Genomic DNA, 23,852 nt, shown 5'->3' on the forward strand with positions numbered 1-23,852 from the left:
GCCAGATTAACGTCGTTGCAGAAGGCGTAGGAAGTAAGTTGCTAGATTGGCACATTATTTGGTTAAAGTCATTAGCTAGAGTAAAAAATAAGGACCAGATATGAATTATTTTGATTCAAGAAACCACACATCTGGCGATTTAGCATTATTGCAAGATGTGATTCAAATCTGCCTAGAAGAAATTGAACAGTTATTGGCATTACAGCAAGCAGCTAATACCAGTAGGGTTGTCTTTGACTTCAGTGAGGCAATTGATGTTCGTTTAGGGGTGATATCGTCATTGAATCGCTTAACGTTAAATAGCACAAATAACATCTTGGCTAAGTTTTTCGACAAAACGTCACCAGAGCCTGTTCAGGCTAGCAAGCATCAGCTGGCTGAGCTTAATCGTTTGGTGTTGGAAACAAGTCAAAACATTGAGCTTGTTGAAAACATTCAACACTTTATTAAGGACAAAAAGGTAAAGCAGCAAATAGACAATGTTTTACGTTCTTTAAAGCACTCCCAGCAAGAGATGAATAAACATGAGCAACAGCTTTGCCGTGATAAATACCAGGAGCTAACCTCATGAATTCACCTTATGTCAAAAACACAGTAAACAAGATTAAAGGCTTGTACCAACATCAATCGGAATATCTTCAAGTTGTTGATGAGTTGATTGATTACAGCGATATTGACGAAGAACTAACTCAAGCACTTGAACAAAACAATGGCTTAGAAAGGTTGTTGCAACCCGATCGCATTATTAGCTTTCAAGTAGCTTGGCTCGATGATAATAACCAAGTGCAAGTGAATCAAGGTTGGCGGGTGCAACACGCCAACCTTATTGGCCCATACAAAGGAGGCTTGAGATTTCACCCTTCGGTAAATGAATCTGTGTTGAAGTTTTTAGCATTAGAGCAAACGTTTAAAAATGCGCTTACAGGTTTACCTATTGGTGGGGCTAAGGGCGGTGCTAATTTTGATCCTAAAGGCAAATCTTCACGAGAGATTATGCGATTTTGCCAAGCATTTATGACTGAATTATATCGCCATATTGGCCCCAATACTGACGTTCCTGCCGGTGATATTAATGTTGGCACCCGGGAAATCGGTTATCTATTTGGCCAATATCGTAGGCTACAAAATCAATTTTCCGGCGCATTAACCGGTAAAGAGCTCGATTTTGGTGGTAGCCAAGTACGCGTCGAGTCAACAGGTTATGGCGTGGTCTATTTTATTGAAAATGTCTTGGAAAGATTCCAACAAAAATTATCCAACATGAGCTTGGCGATATCAGGTTGCGGTAACGTTGCACTTCATGTGGCAGAAAAGGCTATTGAGCAAGGAGCTAAAGTTGTTACTTTATCGAACAGCGACGGCTGCTTGTCTCGGGAACAAGGGCTTAGTGCAAAATTAGTTGCTCAGTTATTGCAGAGCAAAGAGCGGCCAAATCTCAAAGAAGTAGCAAAACAATTTGGGGCAAAATGGCACCAAGGAGCCAAACCGTGGCAGCAAAACGTCGATATTGCCGTACCGTGCGCAACACAAAATGAACTAAATGGCGATGATGCGAAGGTGTTACTAACCAACAAAGTTCAATATATTTTTGAAGGGGCCAATATGCCCTGTACTTCTGATGCTGTAGCGCTTTTTGAACAAAGCAATAGCATTTTTTCTCCTGCAAAAGTTGTCAATTGTGGTGGCGTCATTGCTTCTGCATTTGAGATGGGACAAAACGCCATGTTTTACCCTGAGTCATATCAAACCGTTGATGAAAAACTTAAAAAGACAATGCGGCAGATCCACACCCATTGTATGGAAAACAATGAATCAAGTTATTTAATTGGCGCAAATAGCTTTGCGCTGAAAAAGCTTATTCATGTAATGAATTTACAAGGAGTGTGAAAAGGCAATTGAGAATCATGTATTAACATTGCCTAGGAGAAAACGATGAAAATTGAAATTAAAGATAAACACCGAGAACATATGCCGCTTGAAAAGAACTTCGAGCGGGTTTTAACACCACTTCAAGATTTTATTAGCAATCAATCAACCGCGGGTTTATTGCTAATATTTGCTACGCTACTCGCTATGATCATGGCAAATACTCAGTGGGTGGAAGTATATAAAGCAATAACAAATTTTGAACTGGGGTTTATATGGGGTGATGGGCAACTTGTTCACAGTGCGGTTGAATGGGTTAACGAAGGTTTAATTGTATTGTTTTTCTTTTTATTAGGCTTAGAAATCAAATACGAAATTTTAGCAGGCGAGTTGAAAGAGCTTAAAAGTGCCATGTTAGCGATAGTCATGGCACTCGGTGGCATGGTAGTTCCAGCATTAACCTACTTGTTTGTTATGAAATTACTTGGCGGTGATGGTTGGCAAGGGTGGGGCATTGCCATGGCAACTGACACGGCCTTTGCCCTAGGTTTGCTGGTGTTGCTCGGTGCACGTGTGCCTAAATCTGTACTTATTCTTATCACTGCTTTGGCGATTGTTGACGATATGGGAGCTGTCTTAGTGATCAGCTTGTTTTATACCGACAATGTTGCTTTAGCGTATTTAGGATATGGTGCAGCCGCTTTTTCTATCATGCTGTTGGCCAACTTTTTAGGTATTCGAGTGGTTTGGTTTTATCTATTTGCAGGGCTTGTATTGTGGTGGTTTGTTTCTCATTCTGGCGTACATGCAACAACCGCGGGTATTTTGGCAGCGCTTACGGTCCCGACAAAACCTATTGCTGATACCAATTGGTTTACCACATCAATGGAAAAAGTGCTTAGCCGCTTTAAAAAATTAGATTCTGAACAAAGCACCATTTTAGAGCAGCAAAAGCAACACGAATTAGCACAAGCGGCAGAAAAAATATCGAAAACAGCAACTACGCCAGTGCAAAGGTGGCAAAGCAAATTAAACAAACCAATTAGTTTGTTAGTGTTACCCATATTTGCCTTTTTAAACGCTGGTGTAGTGTTACCGGATAACACGGCTTCAGTGAGTAATATGCCTATCTTTTGGGCTTGTCTTTTGGGCTTATTTATTGGTAAACCTGTTGGTATCTTCTTGTTTTCGTTCGTTAGTGTACGTATGGGCTGGGTTGAAAAACCTAGTGATATGCGTTGGCGAGACTTTCTGGCGCTAGGCTGCTTTGCAGGTATTGGTTTTACTATGTCGTTGTTTATTGCGAATTTGGCCTTTATCGGCGACTTTGTGCAAATAGATCAGGCGAAGCTGGGGATTATATCCGGATCTATTTTGTCGGCTGTCTTAGGGTTCACCATCTTCTTAACTAAATCAAGGCATGACAGGCATAAAGCTGAGCTGGTAAATGATGGTGCAAAACAAGAAAAGCTTAACTAGGGGGTGTTTATAGGTAGTTAGGTATAACTCTATCGTTGTGCCTAACTATTTTAAGTAACGCTAGCTAGGAATTACATATAAATAATTAGAATACTGTCTAATTATTTATGGTGTTGTAATTAAATTTACAGATATTTAAATTTTAAAAATGTGAATAAAGATTAATAAAAACAAGGTGGTAGGTGTAGCTTGTTGGCGTAATGATCATTCTTTGCGGTAGTTCTTTGGTGATAGATGTATGGTTTTTCAACTTGATAATTAGAGTAATAACAATTATAGTACGAACTAATTTGATCGGGAGGAACTATGAAAAGTCAAGAAGAAAGTGCTAGTAGCACGATGGAAAATGTAACTGATGGTGTGTGTTTTTATGCCATTATCGGTGTTTATTATATCCCTGCCTTTATCTACAATAGCTTCAAAAAAGGCGTCAACTTTCTCGACCAACAAACACTTCACTTCTCCGACTAGCACTATTCAAAAACTCTTCATCATAACCATGAATTAAGATGGGTATAGTCAATATATGTTTACTTTTAGTTATGCAACATTAGCCGTTGTATTGTATTTTTTTATGCTGGTGTTTATTGGTGTTTATGCCATGAAAACATCTACTTCAGATAATAGTGAATACTTACTTGGTGGTCGCAAGGTTAGTGCAAAAGTGACAGCGTTATCTGCTGGCGCCTCAGATATGAGTGGCTGGATGTTAATGGGGTTACCAGGCGCGGCTTTTGTTAGTGGTTTGGATAGTATCTGGCTGGCCATCGGCTTAGTATTTGGTGCCTACGTCAACTATAAGTTGGTGGCACCTAAATTAAGGGTGTTTACTGAATTAGCTGACAACGCGCTGACCATTCCCGAGTTCTTTTCAAAACGTTTTGCTAAAGAAAATGCCAAAATTAGATTAGTTTCATCTCTAATTATTATTTTGTTTTTTACGCTGTATACCGCTTCAGGTTTAGTAGCTGGTGGTAAGCTTTTCGAAAGTGCCTTTCAACTTAGCTATTACTGGGGAGTGGTTGCAACGGTAAGTATAGTGACAATCTATACGGTAATGGGCGGCTTTTTAGCGGTGAGTGTCAGCGATTTTGTTCAAGGCATTATAATGTTGATCGCACTCGTTGCTGTTCCTGTCGTGGCTTACCTTGGATTACCGACAGATATAGTGTTTGATTTTTCAGGTACAGTCGAGCAGTTTGATTGGTCAGCAGTGCAATGGATCAGCGTGGTCAGTTTATTAAGTTGGGGGTTGGGTTACTTTGGCCAACCACACATTATCGTGCGTTTTATGGCAATTAATTCCCATAAAAATTTACCAACGGCTAAAAATATTGGATTGTCTTGGATGACTATCTCAATCATCGGTGCTGTCTTTACGGGGATTGTCGGTGCTAAGTTTATGCAATCGACACATCATGCCCTCGATGATCCTGAAACCATCTTTATTTTCTTATCACAAGTATTGTTTCACCCTTTTATAGCTGGTTGGTTTTTAGCAGCAATATTAGCTGCCATTATGAGTACTATTTCTTCACAGTTGTTGGTGTCTTCGAGCTCCTTGGTAGAGGATGTTTACAAACATTATGCAAGTAAACGCCCTAGTGAAGAGCAGCTATTGAAAGTTAGTCGTGGCTGTGTACTAGTGGTTGCTATAGTCGCTTCAATTATCGCATTTGATGCAAACAGTAGTGTGTTAAGCCTGGTCTCAAATGCTTGGGCTGGCTTCGGTGCTGCATTTGGACCACTAGTGTTATTAAGTTTGTGGTGGAAGAAACTCACTCACTCGGGCGCATTAGCTGGTGTGATTGCCGGCGCGCTAACCGTACTGTTTTGGATAAGCGTTCCTGTATTTGCTGATGGCAGTGCGCTGAGTTCACAATTTTACGCGTTAATGCCTGGCTTTATTGTAAGTACATTAACAACAATATTAGTGAGCAGAGCAACGACAGCACCTGCACATCCAGCAATTAATCATTTTGAAGAAACTCATGATCTTGTATACGCAAGCTCAAACTCAAAATAGTCAATAAGTTACGGAGCATTCAAATGAATCAAGTCAATTGGCAAAGAATTGTCATCAAAGTTGGCAGTGCGCTGATCTCTCCTGAACGCAATGGTTGTAGCAGTCATTACTTATTGCCGATTGCTAGCTTTATTGTTCGATGTCGACAACGTGGCATCCAAGTGGTGTTAGTGTCATCAGGATCAGTTGCCGCAGGAGCACATTTATTTAACGACAAAACAACATCTATCTCGGTTAAAAAGGCGATGGCAGCTGCAGGTCAAACGGAAATGGTGGCAACGTGGGATAGGTTATTTGACTTTAGCTCGGCGCAAATTTTGTTAACGCATGCAGATCTAAGCGAAAGAGAGCGCTTTATAAGTGTAAGTGAAACGTTAGAAACCTTACTTAATCAGGGCATTTTACCTATCGTAAACGAAAATGACACGGTAACTACCGACAGCGTAAAAGTGGGGGATAACGACAATTTATCAGCGATGGTAGCAACAGCCAGTCATGCAGATGCGTTAATTATTTGCTCAGACATTGAGGGGTTGTACAACGCTAATCCCCATGAAAATAGTGATGCAAAATTAATTACTGAGGTTGACGCAATTACCGCTGAAATTTACCAAATGGCCGGGGGAGCAACAAGTAACGTTGGTACTGGTGGGATGAAAACAAAGATACAAGCGGCGGAAAAAGCAGTATCACATGGCGTTACCACATATATTGTTAACGGTTTTAATCAGTCTAGCTTTGATCAGTTATTACGTGGTGAAAACCCGGGCACAAAATTTTTACCCTATCAGACGCCGCTACATGAAGATACTCACTGGGTTAGGCATACTACCAAAATACTTGGTGAAATTGTGGTTAACAATGAGTTTTCATTGGCGAGTGAACAAAGCGTTAATGTCGTATCAACCGGGGACGTTATCGACGTCGTCGGAGATTTTTCGCCTGGCGATATTGTGCTATTACGCACAAGTAGCGGTAATAAGATCGCTAAAGCACGCACCAACTATAGTAGCTGTTTGTTAAGTGTTGTTGCCAAGCAAAACGACAATGTGAACTCTCAACCATTGGTGCAATCATCTAAATCAATTTTATCTGACAAGTTTTCGGCAAAAATGGAGGTATCATGATCAATACAACTGAACTTGCAAGGGCCACAGCTGAAGCTGCAAGAGTGCTAATGACATTGAGTGCTGAGCAAAAAGAACAAATTTTAATAGAAATGGCCAGTCAGTTACGTAAACAACATCCGGTGATTTTAAAGGCAAACCAACGTGACGTTCAGCAAGCAAAAGTTAGTGGTTTATCTGATGCAATGCTCGATAGACTTACGTTAACACCTGAGCGCATCAACCAGATGGCGCTAGGTATCGAAAAAATAGCAGGTTTACCTGAAGTCGTTGGTACTGAAACCTTGTTTGGCCACCGCCCTAACGGCTTAGAAATTAAGAAAAAACGTATCCCATTGGGGGTTGTATGTATGATCTATGAAGCTAGACCCAATGTAACTTCCGATGCCGCTGCTTTGTGCTTTAAATCGGGCAATGGTGTGATATTGCGTGGAGGTAAAGAGTGCCTACAATCGAGTTTGGCGATAGCTGCAGTTTTACAATCGGTATTAACCGAACATCAGCTCCCTGAAGCGTTGATTTCTGTAATACCTGATGCCGATCGAAAAATCGTCGCAGAATTGTTAACGCTAAAGCAGTATATAGACGTAGTCATCCCACGCGGTGGTGAAGGACTAGTAAACTACGTATCCGAAAATAGCCAAATTCCTGTCATCCAGCATTACAAAGGGGTATGCCACTTGTATGTAGATAAGGATGCTGATTTGCAAAAAGCGATTAACATCTTACTTAATGGCAAAACACAACGTCCAGGTGTATGTAATGCTTTAGAGGGGTTGTTAGTACACCAGGCAATAGCAGAGGAATTTTTAGCTGAATTAGAACCTCAATTGCTGAATTTAGGTGTTAAGATTCATGCTTGTGTCAAGGCTCAGCGCTATTTGTCCGATGCCAACCTATTATCTGAAGCTGAGTTTGGCCAAGAATATTTGGCCTTAGAATTAGCTATTCGTGTTGTTGAAGATGTTCATCAAGCAATTGACCATATTGATAAATTTGGTAGCAACCACACAGAAGTTATTTGTACAGAAAACCAAAGAACTGCCGAAATATTTCAACATATGGTTGACGCTTCTGTCGTTATGCTTAATGCCTCTTCACGCTTTTCTGATGGTGGCGAGTTAGGCCTAGGTGCTGAAATTGGTATTGCGACGACAAAATTACATGCCTATGGCCCCATGGGTATTGAGTCACTGACTACCGAAAAGTTTCTTGTTACTGGTGATGGCCAAGTGAGAAGTTAACTTTAAAAACAGCGTAAGCCCAAGTGCTGGAGTTTTTGTTAACTCCAGTTTTACCAAACAAATCTTATGTTGCCTCTGTTATTGGCTTTTACAGTTCGTTATCACTCATCATTCTTTTCAATAAAAAACAATTGTTTACTTTTAATAAGCCTGACGTAGATCAAGGCAGTAAAAACACATAAAAAGGTAAAATGTTAATTGTTTGCTAAATAATTAAATAAATCAGGCGGTTAAAGTTTTATCTGCTAGGCTTAATAAAGTAGCAAGCGGTATGAAATTTTATTGAGGAAAGGTTATGTTTGATAATTTAAAATTGAATGCGCAGTTAAAACTGTCATTTGGTTTAATTTTAAGTTTACTCATTATCACCTCGGTTATCGCCGTGACAGGGTTGTCCAATGTTTATAATGGATTTGTCGATTACCGAGGGTTAGCGGTAAATACAAATTTAAGCAGTCGTTTACAGGCCAATATGCTGATGATGCGTTTGGCGGTTTTAAAATACATCAATACTCAGGATGAAAAAGCGCTAGCGGATTTTGAAGATAGAGAAGCTAAAATGTCTGGTTTTTTACGAGAAGCGCAAAAAGGTATCTCTAAACCTGAACGAGCTAGGTTAGTAGATAACATTGTTGCAGAAGTTGATGATTATAAGGCGGCTTTCAAAAATGTTGTAAATCTTTATCAACAACGTAACGATGTAGTGTCAGGGCAGCTAGATCCTAACGGATTAGCGATGCGACAAGCCACCACTGATATCATTAACTCTGCTTACCAAGATGGTGACCCTGATGCGGCGTATCATGCGGCACAAGTCCAAGAACATTTATTACTCGGTCGCTTGTATGTAACAAAATTCCTAGTGACCAATAAACAAAGTGATGCCACACGAGCAATTGAAGAGCTTGACGTAAAAATGCGCCAAGGCTTAACCGATCTTGACGCTCAGGTGCAAAACCCAAATCGCCGTGCTTTATTAACCAAGATTAATCAATACCATCAAGATTATTTAACGGCGTTTAGCCGGGTACAAGGGATTATCAAACAGCGCAATGATTTAATTGAAAACACCTTAAACCGTATTGGTCCAATAGTCGCAAATCATGCCGAGGACGTTAAGTTATCAGTTGCGGCTGAACAAGACGCTCTAGGACCAAAAGTCCAAAGCTCAGCAGAAAGCACTAATACCTTGGTATTGGCAATTTCAATCATTGCTGTTGTACTGGGTGTTTTATGTTCAATCATTATGGCGAAACTGATTCGTCGGCCTATCGGTGGCGAACCACTGGAAATTGCCCACATCACAGACCAAATTGCTGCGGGAGACTTTAGCCAAAATGTCGAACTTAAGCAGGACGATAGTGGCATTTACCGCTCTGTTGTAGAGATGTCTAAAAAGTTGCAGGAGCTGATTGCAGCTCTTAGAAACAGTAGTGACATGTTAATCGATTCGGCAAATGTTAGCTCAAGTGTCGCAGCCAACAATGCTGAACGAGTGTTAAAGCAAAAACAAATGACCGACTTAGTGGTGGTCGCTGTGGAAGAAATGTCTGCCAGCATTAAAGAGATTGTTAATAATGCTGAGGAATCTGCTACTCGTGCCGAGCAAGGACTACAAGAAGCCGATAGTGGCCGCACCACAGTGCAAAGTACATTGGATTCAATTAATACTTTGGCAGCGAATTTATCAGATGCGATGACGGTAATTAATGACTTAGAAAAACAAAGTACCGAAATTGGCTCTGTGGTAGAAGTGATTCAAAGCATTTCTGAACAAACCAATTTGTTGGCGCTCAATGCCGCAATTGAAGCTGCTCGAGCAGGTGAACAAGGCAGAGGATTTGCTGTTGTTGCTGATGAAGTAAGAACGTTAGCACAGCGTACTCAACAATCAACCAGCGAAATTCAAACCATTATTCAAAACTTGCAACAAGGCACGGCTAAAACGGTAGAAGTGATGGAGTTAAGCACCAAGCAAGCTTCTGAAACGGTTGAGCGATCGTCGGTAATTGATTCTGCGTTAGCGTCTATTCAGGAAATTATTAGCGATATATCATCCATGAATAGTCATGTGGCCACTGCGGTTGATCAACAATCAAAAGTGACAGCAGAAATCAGCGAGAATATTACCTCAATTAGTGACCAGCTTGATGAAACGACCATTGCCGCCGCCGAAGCACAAGATACTAGTGCAAAAGTAAAAGCGCTGGCGCAAGAGCTAAATGACATGTCTTCACAATATAAGATTTAACGGCAAAACACGTACCACAATACGCTGACAAGCAATAAAGGCCTCTACAACATTAAGTTGTAGGGGCCTTTATCATTAAACTCGCCACCCTAAGTGATTTGCTTTGTCTCTTGCCAATTGACTGACGTCTTGAGCAACAAATAAGTGATGCAAAATCATGATACCAAGGACATGGTTTAACAAAGCGTCGTTTTGTACTTTTTCTGCGTCACTTGTTACATCACTCTCTTGTCGTTGTATCAATATTTCCAAAAAGCCAGGGTCAATTAATTGCGCAGCTTCCAAACTTACTGGTGATGCAAACTTTTCTAAGAGTGATTTAAGTTTAAGCCATTTTTTTTCATCAGTGTGGGCTGGTGGCGCCATAAAGGCGAATTTTTCACGATTGTATAGCGTTTCAGGAATAACACCTTTAACCGCTTCTCTTAATACATGTTTTTCGCGTGCACCTTTGATACGCATTTCTGGAGGAATTAACGTGGCAAATTCCGCTAGTTTGTGATCTAAAAAGGCTGGGCGTGCCTCCATTGAGTTCGCCATATCTACACGGTCACCGCCCCAAGTTAAAATTTGTCCTTCTAACATGGTTTTTATCCAAACGTATTGGGCTTTATCTAGTGGGTGTCGCCCTGCTAGATAATTATGATCAAGCTTTTCCGCTATTGCTTGGCCTGGCTCGTATTGGGCAACTTCGTCGCGTCTGGTTTGATGAATAAGCTGTTTGGCAACACCCGCACAACCAAGCCAAGGCTGCAGACAACTTGGTGTAAAACCAACTTTGTCATTGATATCTGATGATGAATATTCATCCTTTGGTAACATTGCACCCTGAAATAGCTTGTTATTCGCTTCCAGTGCTTGTTGCCAAGACTTGGCTTGTTCTGCGTCCATGCCATCCATACCATGCAAAAACATGTCTTTTCTAAAAGCAGGATAGCCAGCAAACAGCTCATCAGAGCCTTCACCTGTTAACACGACTTTATAGTTAACGTGTCTAACTTGCTGAGACATCATGAGTTTGGCGACCGCCAGCGTATTGTATATGGTGCGCTCTGTGTGCCAAATGGTGCGTTCAAAGTTGTCGTATAACAGTTCAGCGTTGAGTTCTAGTATTTCCTGCTCTGCACCAACAGACTCAGCCATTTCGGTGGCAATGGGGGTTTCGTCATAGTCTGCATTATCAAATGCGATAGTAAATGCTTTTATCGGCTCTTGTGAGGCCGCTGAGGCTAATCCAAGAATTGAACATGAATCTATCCCACCTGAAAGGTAGCAACCAACAGGTACATCAGCATTTAGCCTTAACTGTACCGCTTCCAATAAGTGTTTTCTAACGCCTGAAATATAAAAGTCATCGGAGTGTTGCACTCGCATATCAAGCTCAGGAAAGTCCATGTCCCAATATTTACGGGTTTCTATCTTAAACTGGCCGTTTGAGCGGGTGATTTTTAACAAGTGACCAGGTTCTACTTGTGAAATTCCGGTAAACGCTGTGGTACCAGGTACCATCACCTGAATCAACTGATGAAATAAGCCTTGTGTATCGATTTCTGCTTTGACCTTAGGATGAGCTAGCACCACTTTAACCTCTGAGCCAAAAACTATTTCGTCACCAGTATTGCTCCAGTAAAGAGGCTTTACGCCAAATCGATCTCTGACTAAATACAAAGCGTCTTCTTGTTCATCATATAGCGAAAAGGCAAATTCTCCTCGGAGCTGCTCAAGAGTTTTATCGATGCCATATTTTTTATATAACAAGGGAACGATCTCAGAGTCACTTTTACTACTAAAGCTACAACCTTGTGCTGTTAACTCGGCGCGAATACGTTGGAAATCATAAAATTCACCATTGTGAGCATAAATAATGGTGCCTTCTAACCAAAATGGCTGACGTCCTCTCTCTTCGTTTAAATCGATAATCGACAAGCGAGAGTGGCTCATGCCGACACCTAGGCCCGTTGGGTTACAATAACCATAATTATCGGGACCACGGTGATGTTGGATGGCCGCCATGTTAACTAAAATTTGTGAATCTATCTGAGTGCTTTGGCGTGATGTAAACACCCCTGCAATGCCACACATAATTTCCCCTGAAAAATTAAATAATATCGAGTACGCGTTGAGTTCGTCTTACTAAACAGGTAAGCAACGCTTGTCTAAGAAATACCGCCCCACGAGCTTGAGCAAAATACCAATTATGTGGTGTGTGATCTAAGCTTGCACAAAGCTCTTCCCCGCGGGCTAGCGGGTGTAAAATGATTGCGTCAGTTTTAAGTTTGGTTTTGGCATCTAACTTAAATTGGCTGCCATATTCTTGAAAGGTATCACCTTCCCATGTGATTGCATTAATGTAGATCACATCAGCATTGGCGACACTGTCAGAAAACGACTGGCTAACATTGACCGTTAAACCACTGGCAAGTAGTTGCTCTTTTTGACCCGCTGAAAAAATATTTTCTTCAGTATCATTGGCCAAAATAGTGACCGAATTAAAGGCCGTAGAAAATTTAGCAATTAGCTTTAATAAACTTCTAACCGTGCGCATTTTTGCCGGCAAGCCAATAATACAGATGTCAATCGGGTGTTCGGGAGATGCTTGGGCTAGTTCAGGACGCCATTTAAAAATGGTGTAAAGATCTGATAATGCTTGAGTTGGGTGTTCATCTAACCCATTACCTGCATTAATTATAGGAATACGTAAAGAGTCCATCATTTCCTTTACCGATGACTCATTTGACTCTCTAAGGACAACGCAATCACCATAGTTATTGAACATCTCTGCAACATCTGCAAGTGACTCGCCTTTAGCAATGCCTGTAGTTGAGCGATCTGTGATAGACATTATGTCTCCACCTAAGCGATGCCAAGCACTTTCAAAGGAAAGCCGTGTTCTGGTACTAGGCTCGTAAAAGGCGGAAATAAGTATTTGGCCGCGTAAAGAGGCGGAAAACCTATCTGGATTTGCTTCGTACTTTGCCGCTAGTCGAAATAACTGTAGCAATGTTTGTTGGTCAAATTGATCTGCAGAGTAAATATGCTGATTTGCAATTGTTTCTAAACATTCACCATCCTCCATAATAGAACGCAACAAGTTTTTGGGATGGGCATTACCATATACATCAGGCTTTTTTCGCTCAAAGCTAACGATATCGTCTAAATTAGGGTCTACCATAATGATTTCTTCATAACATCTTTAAAAAATAGAAACAGCAACACTAAAGGGGTAACACTTGATACACATAGCGCCGTGTATACGATTGTCGAAAGAAATAACTCACTGACGAACATTGTTTTACTCCTTTAGTTGTAGCCACTGAAAATGGATTGCTCTAAGGCGGATGAAATATTGGCAGATAACAAATGACACAAAACAAGAAGCTAGTGCCGCGGTATAAAAGCCAACTTGAAAGTAAAAAATGAGTCCTACTATCGTGCCCAACATCATCGCGAGGCCGGCTCCTTTATTTGAAAGCTTATTACCATATAGGCCATAAAGAATTGGCCAAATTGTTGAAGCGACAAATGCACCAGTAAAATTTAGCAAAGCGCCTAAGGTGGTTATTTGGGGCAAACTCATTAACCAAGTAAATAGGCCCAGCAAAACAATCATTAATTTGTTTACCGTTAATATTTGCTGAGTTGACGCATTTTTCATCAATAACTTTTTGTAAATGTCGTTTGATAACAAATCAGATGTTGCCGCTAACAGTGAATCCATGCTTGAGGCTAAGGCAGAAAAGATAATAATAAAAATTAATACGGCACCGGCACCGCCAAGCAGTTCACCTGCGACCAGTGGCCCTATCATATCGGGTGAAGCCGGAAAAATACCCAAAGAGTTAGATGAAAGGGCGATAAAGCCCGTCACAATAGGGATTGGAAACCAAAGCATCGCAGCCAAAATAAAAGACTTTTTTCCAACTCCTTTTTTAAAGGCAAGCGCTCTTGACCACCAAACATTGGAGTGAAAAATTTCACCAATGCCAAAAATGACATTATTAAAAAAGAACATTAATGCGGCGGGAAACAATAGATTTAATAGTTGTGGCTGTTGCTGTTCTACGTTGGCATGAACTTGTTCTAAACTAATTTGGCCCAGCGCGCTGTAAGCGATGTAACATACGCCACAGATGATAATCAGGGTTTGAACAAAGTCAGTGGCAATCACCGCGCGTAATCCACCAAGTAAGGTGTACAGCACACAAACGGTAATAATTACTGTCATGCCCGTGTGATAGCTTATTGGGCTTAAGGTCGATAATAAAATACCACCAGCCATGCCTAGGCTAACTAACCACCCAAGTGCGTAACATAACGAGATGATTAAAAAAACAGACCATGCAAACCGTCCAAAACGCATGTAGATAAAATCACCACTTGTTACCCCATGAGGTAAAATAGTTTTGATGCGCTGAGCAAGTGGAGCAAAGAGCAATAATCCTAATGCTGCCATGCTGTAACCTAACATTCCCCAAACACCAAATTGATAGGTGAGCTGCGGTGCAACTAAAGTTGTGTTGCTGGTGACCCAAGTCGCCATCGCCGTTGCTGTCGCTAAAGCAAAGCCAACATTTCGCCCTGCAAGAGCAAAATCATCTTGAGACTTAGCTTTTCTTCCAAGGTACCAACCCCAACAAACCCAGAGTACTGAAAAACCAATTAAAATAGCTAGAGTCAGTTCAAAACTAATTAGATGTGTAATCATGTTTATTGGTTTTTTTATGAAGCTTATATAGGGGTATTGTTAGTGTGCTAAATAATATGCCGCCAAGGATAAATAGTGTGAGAGCAAAACGCATAGCATGATGCTTAACGGTAAAAGTAATCGCTGTTTTTTTAATTTCTGAATTTTTCTGAAAAAAGTTTGCTTGGTAATTTCCATTCTCTAATCCTGATATCGTGACTGATTTAAGCTCTTTTACCTCTATGGTCTTTATCTGTTTGTTTGCCGTGCTTAGTGACATGTGGGTACACAGGTCTACACATTGTTCGTGTGGAACGTTTAAGGTGATAAAACCTTCTTTGACCACTTGTTCTGCAACGGCAAATTGACTCAATAATAAAAAGAGTATGCTTAAGACTTTAATCAAATTAATGTTTCATATTGTTAGAGTACGAAGGATGTTAACAATGCTTAGAGTACAAATCAAATTGTGAGGCTAAAAAGTTAATGCAATTATTTAGGAATAGTTGAGTCTTAAGTGGAAATTTTTAAAGCTTTAGCATTGTGATGTAGCGTTTGTGATATGCGCAGATATTCTACGTGGACATTAACCGCTGCAATACAATGTCAAAAAAATTAAAATGCCTAGCTAGATATCTATAAAGTAAATCCGATCAAACATGACGTTATGGCTTATTTGATGGTATTCTTGCGAAAAACTAAAGATCAGAGACGAGAAATGGAAAAATACGAAGAGCTTTTAATTTCTATTCGTAAAGTCATAAGAGCCATTGATTTACACTCAAAACAACTAAATAAATCGTCGGGATTAACAGGTCCTCAGCTACTCATCATGCAAGAAGTTGCACGAGTGAAAGGGGTAACGGCCAGTCAGGTTGCTAAACAAATTAACCTTAGTGCGGCAACGGTAACTAATATATTGGATCGCTTGGAAAACAGGGGATTGATCGAGCGCGTCAGAAGTTCAGAAGATAAGCGTCGTGTTAGTTTATTCCTATCAGATGCTGGTCGAGCTTCATTGATTGACGCACCCCAGCCGTTGCAAGAGCATTTCATTAAGAACTTTTGTGCTCTTCAAGAGTGGGAACAATCTTTACTACTATCTTCAATGCAGCGCATTGCGAGTATGATGGATGCAACAGATATTGATGCAGCGCCAGTATTAGAAATTGATCCTATGCATATGAGCACGGAAAAAACTCGTTAATTTTTATTCTTACTAAAAGTACCATCAATAAGAATGTGATGTTTTTTGACTAGAACATCACATTACTGCCATTTGTAGCTCAACCAAGCAAAATCTTAAGCCTGTGATAGACTTTAAGTAATACAAAGTTTTCGCAATTGAGGTTTTGGTGGAGCACATTCTCAAGCGAGTAAAGCAAGTTAGAACCAAGCTACTGTCTGTTGTAGTTTTGTTGGGGTTGGCTATCGTATTAACTGTGCCTTTTATCATTTCGACGTTAGAAGAAAAAAAAGCGGTAGTAGAACAACTACAAAAAATTCAACAGATTACTAGTGATATCGTCTATTATGACGAGGTCTTAACTATGTCTGCGCGTATGTATGCATACAGCCAAAAAGCATCTTGGATCGCCCGCTATAACGAATATGCAAAGAAGCTAGATGAAAAGTTATCGCTTGCACAGGCGTTTGATCCAGACATTAAAAATGCCATTCAATTAACGTCAGCAGCCAATGATAAACTAATTGGTATCGAAACCCGTTCGTTTGAACTGGCTGATAAAGGTGACATATTCACTGCGGTAGATAGTTTAACCAATCAAGAATACCAAACACTAAAAGCTGAATATGAAAAGCATGTTTTACAGTCCTTAACCGATGTAAAAACAAAAACACAAAATCGTTTAGATGAATTAGATAGTTCTAGGGTATATGTTTTAGACGCTATTTTAGTTTTTTTAGCTGTCGCATTTTTTTCTGTTTGGGTATTTCTGTTACGGTATTTTAAATATTCAGATCATACGATCGATGAACTCATGGTGTCGTTGAACAAAAAAATTGACATGTTAGATAAGTCTAAAAAACAACTAACCATAGCAAACCAAGCAAAAGATCGATTTCTCGCCAATGTTTCCCATGAAATTAGAACCCCGTTAAATAGTGTTTACGGTACGTTGCAACTGATAAAAGCCAACCCAAGCCAAGATAACATCGCCCTTGTTGATAATGCGTTGACTTCTTCTAAAGCACTGTTAGCAATTGTTAGTGATATTTTAGATGTGTCAAAAATTGAAGCTAACATGATCACGCTAGAGCATCAGTATTTTAGCGCAAAAAGAATAGCTCAAAGTGTGATCAATGAATTAAAGCTGACGATAAAAGGTCAAACAATCAACATCGAGTTGATTATTGATAACTCTTTTAACGATGGTTGGATGGGAGATCCAATTAGGATAAGGCAAATTTTAACCAACTTAACCAGTAATGCACTTAAATTTACTGATGAAGGAAAAATTTCAATTGAGTTAACTAATCAACATACGGACAAGAGAGAGTGTTTAGTCATCGTGGTAACAGATACAGGAATTGGCATGTCAGCACAGACACTTAATGTGTTATTTGAATGCTTTTCGCAAGCTGATGAATCGATGACTAGAAAACAAGAAGGTTTGGGCTTGGGAATGACCATTACCTCTCGTTTAGTTGATTTAATGAAAGGCAGTATAGACGTTCAAAGTGAACTGGCAAAGGGTACAATTTTTACGGTGACTTTACCGTTAGAAAGTGTTGAACTTCAAATGGAAGAAAATGAGCCAATTGAGGTCAACATTCCCGATTTAACAGGTAAAAAAATATTGGTGGTAGAAGATAATAGAATCAATCAAACCATCATTAAAAAAATGTTAAAAAGAACACATGCCAATGTAGATGTTGCAGAGAATGGTGTATTAGCGATTGAAAAATATACCTCTTTTGAACCAGATGTTATTTTAATGGATATTCAAATGCCTGAAATGGATGGTGTTGAAGCTTGTAAAAAAATCAGAAAACTAAACAAGGACATTCCGATACTTGCTGTGACAGCAAATGTAATACTCGAAGATGTGAAGTTTTATTTATCTAGTGGCTTTTCTGGTCATTTAGGTAAACCGATAGAAGCCGATCTTTTATACAGAGCGATAAAAAAATTGCTGTCTCATATCGATGAGCCAACAAGTATCAGCTAGTAAGAACTTTTCTTCACAACTCGTTACTATAATTTATTAGTATTATCGATAATATTTATTATACTTCGGTGCACCTTGGACTTTAAACATAGATGATATAGCTCGCATGTTAAGGATGATAATGTTCAAGCTAGTTGAAGCTTGGAACCGCTTACTTGATGGATTGATGATAAAGGATAGTCGCAAAGCTCGCCTTAAAACATCAATTGAGCCAAGTTATGAAGAAATATCCTCCACATTAAGATCCATTCCTGATTTGATGTTTGAACTGGATGAAGATGGCAGGTATTGGGACGTCAGAGTTAATCGACCTGAGCTGTTAATCGCCCCCAGTGAAAACTTAATTGGTACCACCATTAAACAATATATGCCAGCAGAGTCTGCCAATATTGTTATGCAGGCGTTGGAAGATGCAAAGAGTAATGGTTATTCACACGGCATTCACCTTTATTTGCCCACACCTCTTGGTGAACGCTGGTTTGAGGTTTCAATAGCGCGTAAAGAAATCAAGGATGCAATAAAAGCCAAACCGCGCTTTATTGTGTTATCTCGCGACATTCATGAGAGAAAGCTAGCATATCTGGCCGCTGAGCGGCTGGCGTACCGCGATCAACTTACCGATCTTCCTAACCGTTATATTTTGCAAATTGAACTTATCGATAAGTTGAGACTGCAATTTGCGAAAGGATTCCATTGTGCGCTCTTATTCATTGATTTAGACGATTTTAAATTGGTTAATGACCGACATGGTCACCATATTGGCGATCAACTTTTAAAAGCTGTAGCTAAGCGCTTGTCGAGCATAGTGCGAAAAGAAGATGTATTAATCCGTTGGGGGGGAGATGAGTTTGTTATTGTTATTCAGCAATTACCAAGCAAGCAAGAAGAGGCCGAGCAGCATGTAGCGTCCATTTGTCACCATATCGCAGAGAAAACAAGTAAACCTTATATGCTCAAGCAAAATGAGATAACTTGCCATCTAAGTATAGGGGCTAGTGTGTTTAATCATATTGGAGACGATATGGAAAGCATGATTGAGCTTGCAGACAAAGCAATGTACAAAACCAAACAAACAGATAAACAAGGCTTTTCTATATACTGCGCTGAAAATATTTAACAGCGTTGGTGTAAGTAACCTCAGCTTCACATAAGCAATGTGTTTCTAGGTGCTATTTTTACTGACTTCTGCGTTATTTTGAAGCGAAATAGCTGGCTATTCCAGCTCCAAAAAGCCTTGAATTCAGACAAAAATATCGAGCTAGAAATATAAAAGACTGCTGAGTTATTGTTTTTTTTGATTTAGCACTATTTCTTATACTAACCTGAGGTTAAGTACTTAAAAACAAGACTTCCCTAAGTATTTCACCGAATAAACACTAATCCCTGAGCAAATGCAGAAAGTGCATATGTCGTTGATATTGTTCGATAATATCATTTATTACCGCATTTTCAGTCCATCCCATGATGCAGTAATCTTGCCCACCTTCAGTTAAGTGAACCTCAGCGCGATAATAGGTATCTTCCTGATGATCTCCTTCTGCGTTAAAGTCAGGTTGCAGGTGTTGTCGTTTGTAAACAGCATAGATAAAGTCATGTTCATCACCATGAAAAACTCGAAGGGCTAAACCTGACTTTTCTTTTATTATTTCTACTTCTATGTCGTTAGCTTGGAATTGCGCTTTAACTTTTTCAAATGCCTTTTTTACTCGGTTGTTAATAAACACATCGGCATTTTGTTTATTAGGCGTTGATAATATGTTATCGAGTTTTTCTTGCCAATCATCGTTAGCTTGCACATGGGAAAGAGTGTGCTGAATTTGCAGACTTTCACGTTTTGCTGATTCAATGCCAAGTGCCTTTAACAAGCCAAACATGGCAAAAAGTAATACGATGGAAAAAGGTAGGGCGCTCGCTATGGTCATAGTTTGCAAAGCTTCTAGCCCGCCAATAAAACTGAGTACAGCCGCCACTAAACCAACACATACAGCCCAGAAAAGTCGTTGCCATACAGGTGTTTCATTTTGACCATTTGAACACAGCATGTCGATGACCATAGCACCAGAGTCACATGAAGTAACAAAGAAAATCACGATCATCAGTATGGATAAGCTAGTCAATACTTGTGACCAAGGTAAAGACTCTAGAAAAACAAATAACCCAACGGCTGAATTTTCATTAATCATATCAGCCAAACGAATAAAGCCTTGATCAACTATCTGGAAAATAGCTGAGTTGCCAAAAATAGTCATCCAAAGCAAAGTAAAGGCTGTTGGTACTATCATTACTCCTAATACGAATTCTCGAATAGTCCGTCCTTTCGAAATGCGGGCGATAAACATACCAACAAATGGTGCCCAGGCTAACCACCAGCCCCAATAAAAAATGGTCCACCCGCCAATCCAGCTTTTCTTTTCATAGGCAAATAAATTAAAAGTATTTGATACTATGTCTGATAAATAGGCACCAATATTTTGCACATAGGCTTGTAGTAAAAATACCGTTGGTCCTAATACAAAAATTAAAAGTAAGAGTAATATCGCCAATCCCATATTGATTTCAGATAATATTTTAATACCTTTATCTAGTCCTGTTGCGACAGAGATCGATGCTAGTAGCGTAATGGCAGCCATGATAAAAATCTGATTAGTTTGGCTCACGTCAATTTCAAACAGGTAGTTTAAACCTGCATTTACTTGATTTGCGCCAAGACCTAGCGATGTGGCAACGCCAAACACTGTTCCAACCACAGCAAAGATATCTACGATATGTCCTGGCCATCCATAGATTCGGTCGCCTATCACAGGGTGAAGCGCTGATCTTAAGGTGAGAGGAAGGCCTTGACGATAACAAAAGTAGGCGAGAATTAAAGCCACTATGGCGTAAATTGCCCAAGCATGAAAGCCCCAATGAAAGAAGGTGATCTTCATCGCCTCTTTAATCGCTTCAAGGGAGTTTTGCTCAGCAGTAGGCGGAGCGAGGTAATGCATTACCGGTTCGGCAACACCAAAAAACATTAAACCAATACCCATACCTGCGGCAAATAACATGGATATCCAAGTCGATAGTTTGTAATCAGGAGTGGAATGATCTGGCCCTAATTTTATCGAGCCAAAACGTGACAAACTCAAATAAATTACAAACCCTAAAATCGCTCCAACGGTTAATACATAGAACCAGCCACCGTTGGTAGTGATCGTTGATTGCAGGTTATTAAACGCAGAAGATGCTTGTGTTGGCCAAAATAGCGTAATGCTTAATAGTGCGACAATAATAATAGTTGCTGGAAAAAATACTGAAGGGTTAATTTTTGACGATTTTGTATTAATCATATCTTTATATCTCTAATGGTTAGAGTACGTCTGTTGTGTTTTTGCGTTATTTTGTATTTTATAATCATTAATATCTTATATAGTGGGTAATAGCTGCTATCTTTTATGTTAAGATCGTTTCAATTCAAACTAATTGTGGCTTTGGATATTGGTTATTGCCAATAGTCATTTTATTTAGTGTTGATAATATTAACAAATAAAAACATAAATGGGAGATCTATGTTTCAACGTAAATTAGTTGCTTGTGCTGTTTTAGCAGCATTAAGTGGCGCAATGCCTGCGGTTGCACAAACTGAAGATAGTGGATTAGAAGTTATTGAAGTGACGGCAACTAAAAGAACGCAAAATATTCAATCAACCCCTGTCGCTGTTCAAGCAATGAGTGAAAAGGATCTCAAAGATAATAACATTGGAAATTTTGACGACTTTGTTCGTTATATGCCTAATGTTACCGTTGGTGGTAGAGGCCCAGGTCAAGCGGATGTATTTATTCGCGGCATGGCGATTCAACCTATCACCGTCATGTTGTCTGGTGCTCAAGGAACTAGCCCTAATGTTGCTCTTTATTTGGATGAGCAACCTGTTACAGCACCAGGAAGAAATCTAGATGTTTATGCCACAGATTTAGAACGCATAGAGGTGTTACCTGGGCCTCAAGGTACATTGTTTGGGGCCAGTTCTCAGGCCGGAACTGTAAGGTATATTACAAAAAAACCTGATACATCTGGCTTTGAAGCAGGTTTTACTTCTGGCATTGCTTCAACCAAATCAGGTGAAATGAGCAATAATGTGGAAGCTTATGTCAATTTACCCCTCACTGACTCTTTAGCTTTTCGTGCTGCTTTATACAGTGTGAACAAAGGCGGTTACATTGATAATGTCGCTGGCGAATTTACCTTAGATCCTGCTATTAATAGTCAGGTCGCCGATAGTGTAAAGGGTTTACCCAGTGATACAACTTATACGGCAGCAAACAATACCGATCTTATTGAAAAAGACTTTAATGACAGCTTTTATAAAGGTGGTCGTTTTGGTGTCAAATATGACATCAACGCTGATTGGGAGTTATTAGTTCAACATACGCAACAAGAGTTGGGCGCAGATGGTGTATTTGATTACGACCCTGAAGTTGGCGATTTACAAGTACAACGTTATTTTCCTGATAAGCTTCGAGATGAATTTTCGCAAACCTCTTGGACAACTAAAGGCTTTATCAATGAGTTAGAAATTGTCTACACAGGGGCATTTTTAGACCGTGAAGTTGAGCAATCTATTGATTACACGGGGTACAACAATGGTGGCGGTTACATTCCTTGGTACACCTGTAGCTACGCTTCAGACGAAGTATCTCATCGTGAATGTTTAGATCCAACAAAGGGCTTTAAAGGACAGCAAGAGCAAACACGGTTAACTCAAGAGCTTCGAATTGCAACAGACGCTGATAAGGCGCTTCGTTTTATTGGTGGTGTTTTCTATGATGACTTTGATATAGAAACTCAGGATGATTATGTCTATGTAGCAACCACAGAATTAGGATTTGTGCCTAATGCACCTATATCAGGCGCAAAAAATATCAATCCGAATGCAAGACCTGCAGGTGTAGCCTTTTTTAACGATATCACTCGTACCGAAGAACAAATCGCTGTATTTGGTGAGTTATCTTATGATCTTAGTGATCAACTAACTGTTACTGCGGGTTTACGCTGGTATGAGATAGAGTCCGACTTTGCTGGTTCATCGAACTTTGCCGAAAAAGGAGTTGATGGCGACAGCGGCCGTGATTATGACGCCTCCGGTGGTCATACGGATGAACCTTTGAAGATCAATGATACTATTGCGAAATTTAATATTAGTTATCAAATGAATGATGACGTAATGTTATATGCTACGTATTCAGAAGGCTTTAGACCTGGAGGGTTTAACCGAGGTGGCGGTATTCCTTCTGCAAATCCTGACTTTCCTGATGTTCAAGTGTCATATGATACAGATGATGTCACCAACTATGAGTTTGGTTGGAAAGCGATGTTGCTAGATAACACATTAAGATTTAATGGTAACGTGTATTTTATCGAGTGGGACAATATGCAGGTGTCTCGATTTGATCCTGTAAATGTATCTATTTTAACTTTCATTGAAAATGCAGCCGACTCAGAAATTAGAGGGTTTGAAGGTGATTTTGCTTGGCAAGCAACAGATAACTTGACTTTATTTGGTGCATTTTCTTATAACGATACTGAGTTAACTTCTGTTAATGCGCAAGTGATTGAAATGGCGCCGATTGGTAGCTCATTACCATTAACACCTGAGTTCCAAGGTAACATGAGAGCGCGTTATGATTGGGAAATTGGAGACTATTATGCAAATTGGCAGTTAGCTGCTCAGTATGCTGGGAGTTCTTATAGCTCAATTGTCGCCAGTGAACGTCAGAAACAAGATAGTTACCACTTGTTAAACGCCTCTGTAGGTGTTGAAAAAGATAACTGGTCGGTGAAACTATATGTGGATAATTTAACCGATGAGCGTGCCGAGTTATTCATAAACAACCAAGATGATATTTTACGTGTGTCAACTAATAGGCCACGTACAATGGGTTTATCATTTAGTTATAGTTATTACTAGCCGTTATTTTAAACAGATAAAGTCCCGCTAAGCGGG

General features: G+C 39.8%; 17 protein-coding genes. 12 read left to right on the forward strand and 5 right to left on the reverse strand.

All coding sequences use genetic code 11. From position 1 onward, the window contains the following. Window positions 1-100 precede the first annotated feature (100 nt). The 8 genes from IE199_RS19435 (at window position 101) to IE199_RS19470 (ending at window position 9,993) form a co-directional block, all read left to right on the forward strand. Entirely contained in the window at window positions 101-571 is a 471-nt protein-coding gene (locus IE199_RS19435; RefSeq protein WP_189774021.1) for a hypothetical protein, read from the forward strand. Continuing rightward, the gene (gdhA, locus tag IE199_RS19440; protein ID WP_189774023.1) at window positions 568-1,887 is read left to right on the forward strand and encodes an NADP-specific glutamate dehydrogenase; all 1,320 of its coding nucleotides are present in this window, start codon (window positions 568-570) and stop codon (window positions 1,885-1,887) included. The genes IE199_RS19435 and gdhA overlap by 4 nt, the downstream gene beginning before the upstream one ends. A gap of 45 nt (window positions 1,888-1,932) precedes the next feature. Continuing rightward, entirely contained in the window at window positions 1,933-3,345 is a 1,413-nt protein-coding gene (nhaA, locus tag IE199_RS19445) for a Na+/H+ antiporter NhaA (RefSeq protein ID WP_189774024.1), read from the forward strand. Window positions 3,346-3,651: 306 nt separating this feature from the next. Beyond that, window positions 3,652-3,816: a hypothetical protein gene (locus IE199_RS19450; RefSeq protein WP_189774026.1), complete on the forward strand. Its 165-nt coding sequence runs from the start codon at window positions 3,652-3,654 to the stop codon at window positions 3,814-3,816. 55 nt (window positions 3,817-3,871) lie between these two features. After that, window positions 3,872-5,371 carry a sodium/proline symporter PutP gene (putP, locus tag IE199_RS19455; protein WP_189774028.1) on the forward strand — a complete coding sequence of 500 codons (1,500 nt, stop codon included), beginning with the start codon at window positions 3,872-3,874 and terminating at the stop codon, window positions 5,369-5,371. 23 nt (window positions 5,372-5,394) lie between these two features. Then, on the forward strand, window positions 5,395-6,498 hold the full coding sequence (gene proB, locus IE199_RS19460; RefSeq protein WP_189774030.1) for a glutamate 5-kinase: 1,104 nt from the start codon (window positions 5,395-5,397) through the stop codon (window positions 6,496-6,498). Next, window positions 6,495-7,742 carry a glutamate-5-semialdehyde dehydrogenase gene (locus IE199_RS19465; RefSeq protein WP_189774032.1) on the forward strand — a complete coding sequence of 416 codons (1,248 nt, stop codon included), beginning with the start codon at window positions 6,495-6,497 and terminating at the stop codon, window positions 7,740-7,742. The genes proB and IE199_RS19465 overlap by 4 nt, the downstream gene beginning before the upstream one ends. A 295-nt stretch (window positions 7,743-8,037) precedes the next feature. Beyond that, a complete protein-coding gene (locus IE199_RS19470; protein WP_189774040.1) occupies window positions 8,038-9,993 on the forward strand; it encodes a HAMP domain-containing methyl-accepting chemotaxis protein in 1,956 nt (651 codons plus the stop codon). 75 nt (window positions 9,994-10,068) lie between these two features. Here IE199_RS19470 and asnB read toward each other — a convergent pair whose 3' ends face one another. From asnB to IE199_RS19490, 4 genes are all read right to left on the reverse strand, one after another. Further along, the gene (gene asnB, locus IE199_RS19475) at window positions 10,069-12,075 is read right to left on the reverse strand and encodes an asparagine synthase (glutamine-hydrolyzing) (RefSeq protein WP_189774042.1); all 2,007 of its coding nucleotides are present in this window, start codon (window positions 12,073-12,075) and stop codon (window positions 10,069-10,071) included. Window positions 12,076-12,091: 16 nt separating this feature from the next. After that, window positions 12,092-13,165, reverse strand: a complete 1,074-nt coding sequence (locus IE199_RS19480; RefSeq protein ID WP_189774044.1) for an aspartate/ornithine carbamoyltransferase family protein — start codon at window positions 13,163-13,165, stop codon at window positions 12,092-12,094. Between the two features lie 120 nt (window positions 13,166-13,285). Then, complete coding sequence (locus IE199_RS19485) at window positions 13,286-14,698, reverse strand: sodium:solute symporter family transporter (RefSeq protein ID WP_189774046.1); 1,413 nt, start codon at window positions 14,696-14,698, stop codon at window positions 13,286-13,288. Continuing rightward, entirely contained in the window at window positions 14,679-15,083 is a 405-nt protein-coding gene (locus IE199_RS19490; RefSeq protein WP_189774048.1) for a hypothetical protein, read from the reverse strand. The genes IE199_RS19485 and IE199_RS19490 overlap by 20 nt, the downstream gene beginning before the upstream one ends. Before the next feature lie 312 nt (window positions 15,084-15,395). Here IE199_RS19490 and IE199_RS19495 point away from each other — a divergent pair, with 312 nt between their 5' ends. The 3 genes from IE199_RS19495 to IE199_RS19505 all read left to right on the forward strand — a co-directional run bounded on the left by IE199_RS19495 (window position 15,396) and on the right by IE199_RS19505 (window position 18,985). Next, window positions 15,396-15,884, forward strand: a complete 489-nt coding sequence (locus tag IE199_RS19495; RefSeq protein ID WP_189774050.1) for a MarR family winged helix-turn-helix transcriptional regulator — start codon at window positions 15,396-15,398, stop codon at window positions 15,882-15,884. 148 nt (window positions 15,885-16,032) lie between these two features. Next, window positions 16,033-17,868, forward strand: coding sequence for an ATP-binding protein (locus IE199_RS19500; RefSeq protein ID WP_189774052.1), 1,836 nt, complete (start codon window positions 16,033-16,035; stop codon window positions 17,866-17,868). 121 nt (window positions 17,869-17,989) lie between these two features. Continuing rightward, a complete protein-coding gene (locus tag IE199_RS19505; protein ID WP_189774054.1) occupies window positions 17,990-18,985 on the forward strand; it encodes a GGDEF domain-containing protein in 996 nt (331 codons plus the stop codon). A 259-nt stretch (window positions 18,986-19,244) separates the two neighbouring features. Here IE199_RS19505 and IE199_RS19510 read toward each other — a convergent pair whose 3' ends face one another. After that, on the reverse strand, window positions 19,245-21,197 hold the full coding sequence (locus tag IE199_RS19510; RefSeq protein WP_189774056.1) for a BCCT family transporter: 1,953 nt from the start codon (window positions 21,195-21,197) through the stop codon (window positions 19,245-19,247). A 219-nt stretch (window positions 21,198-21,416) separates the two neighbouring features. Between IE199_RS19510 and IE199_RS19515 the strand changes: the two genes are divergently transcribed. Further along, window positions 21,417-23,816 carry a TonB-dependent receptor gene (locus IE199_RS19515; RefSeq protein ID WP_189774058.1) on the forward strand — a complete coding sequence of 800 codons (2,400 nt, stop codon included), beginning with the start codon at window positions 21,417-21,419 and terminating at the stop codon, window positions 23,814-23,816. The last annotated feature ends 36 nt before the right edge of the window (window positions 23,817-23,852 follow it).

The organism is Thalassotalea marina (genome assembly GCF_014656435.1).
In the GTDB taxonomy this organism is placed as follows: domain Bacteria; phylum Pseudomonadota; class Gammaproteobacteria; order Enterobacterales; family Alteromonadaceae; genus Thalassotalea_C; species Thalassotalea_C marina.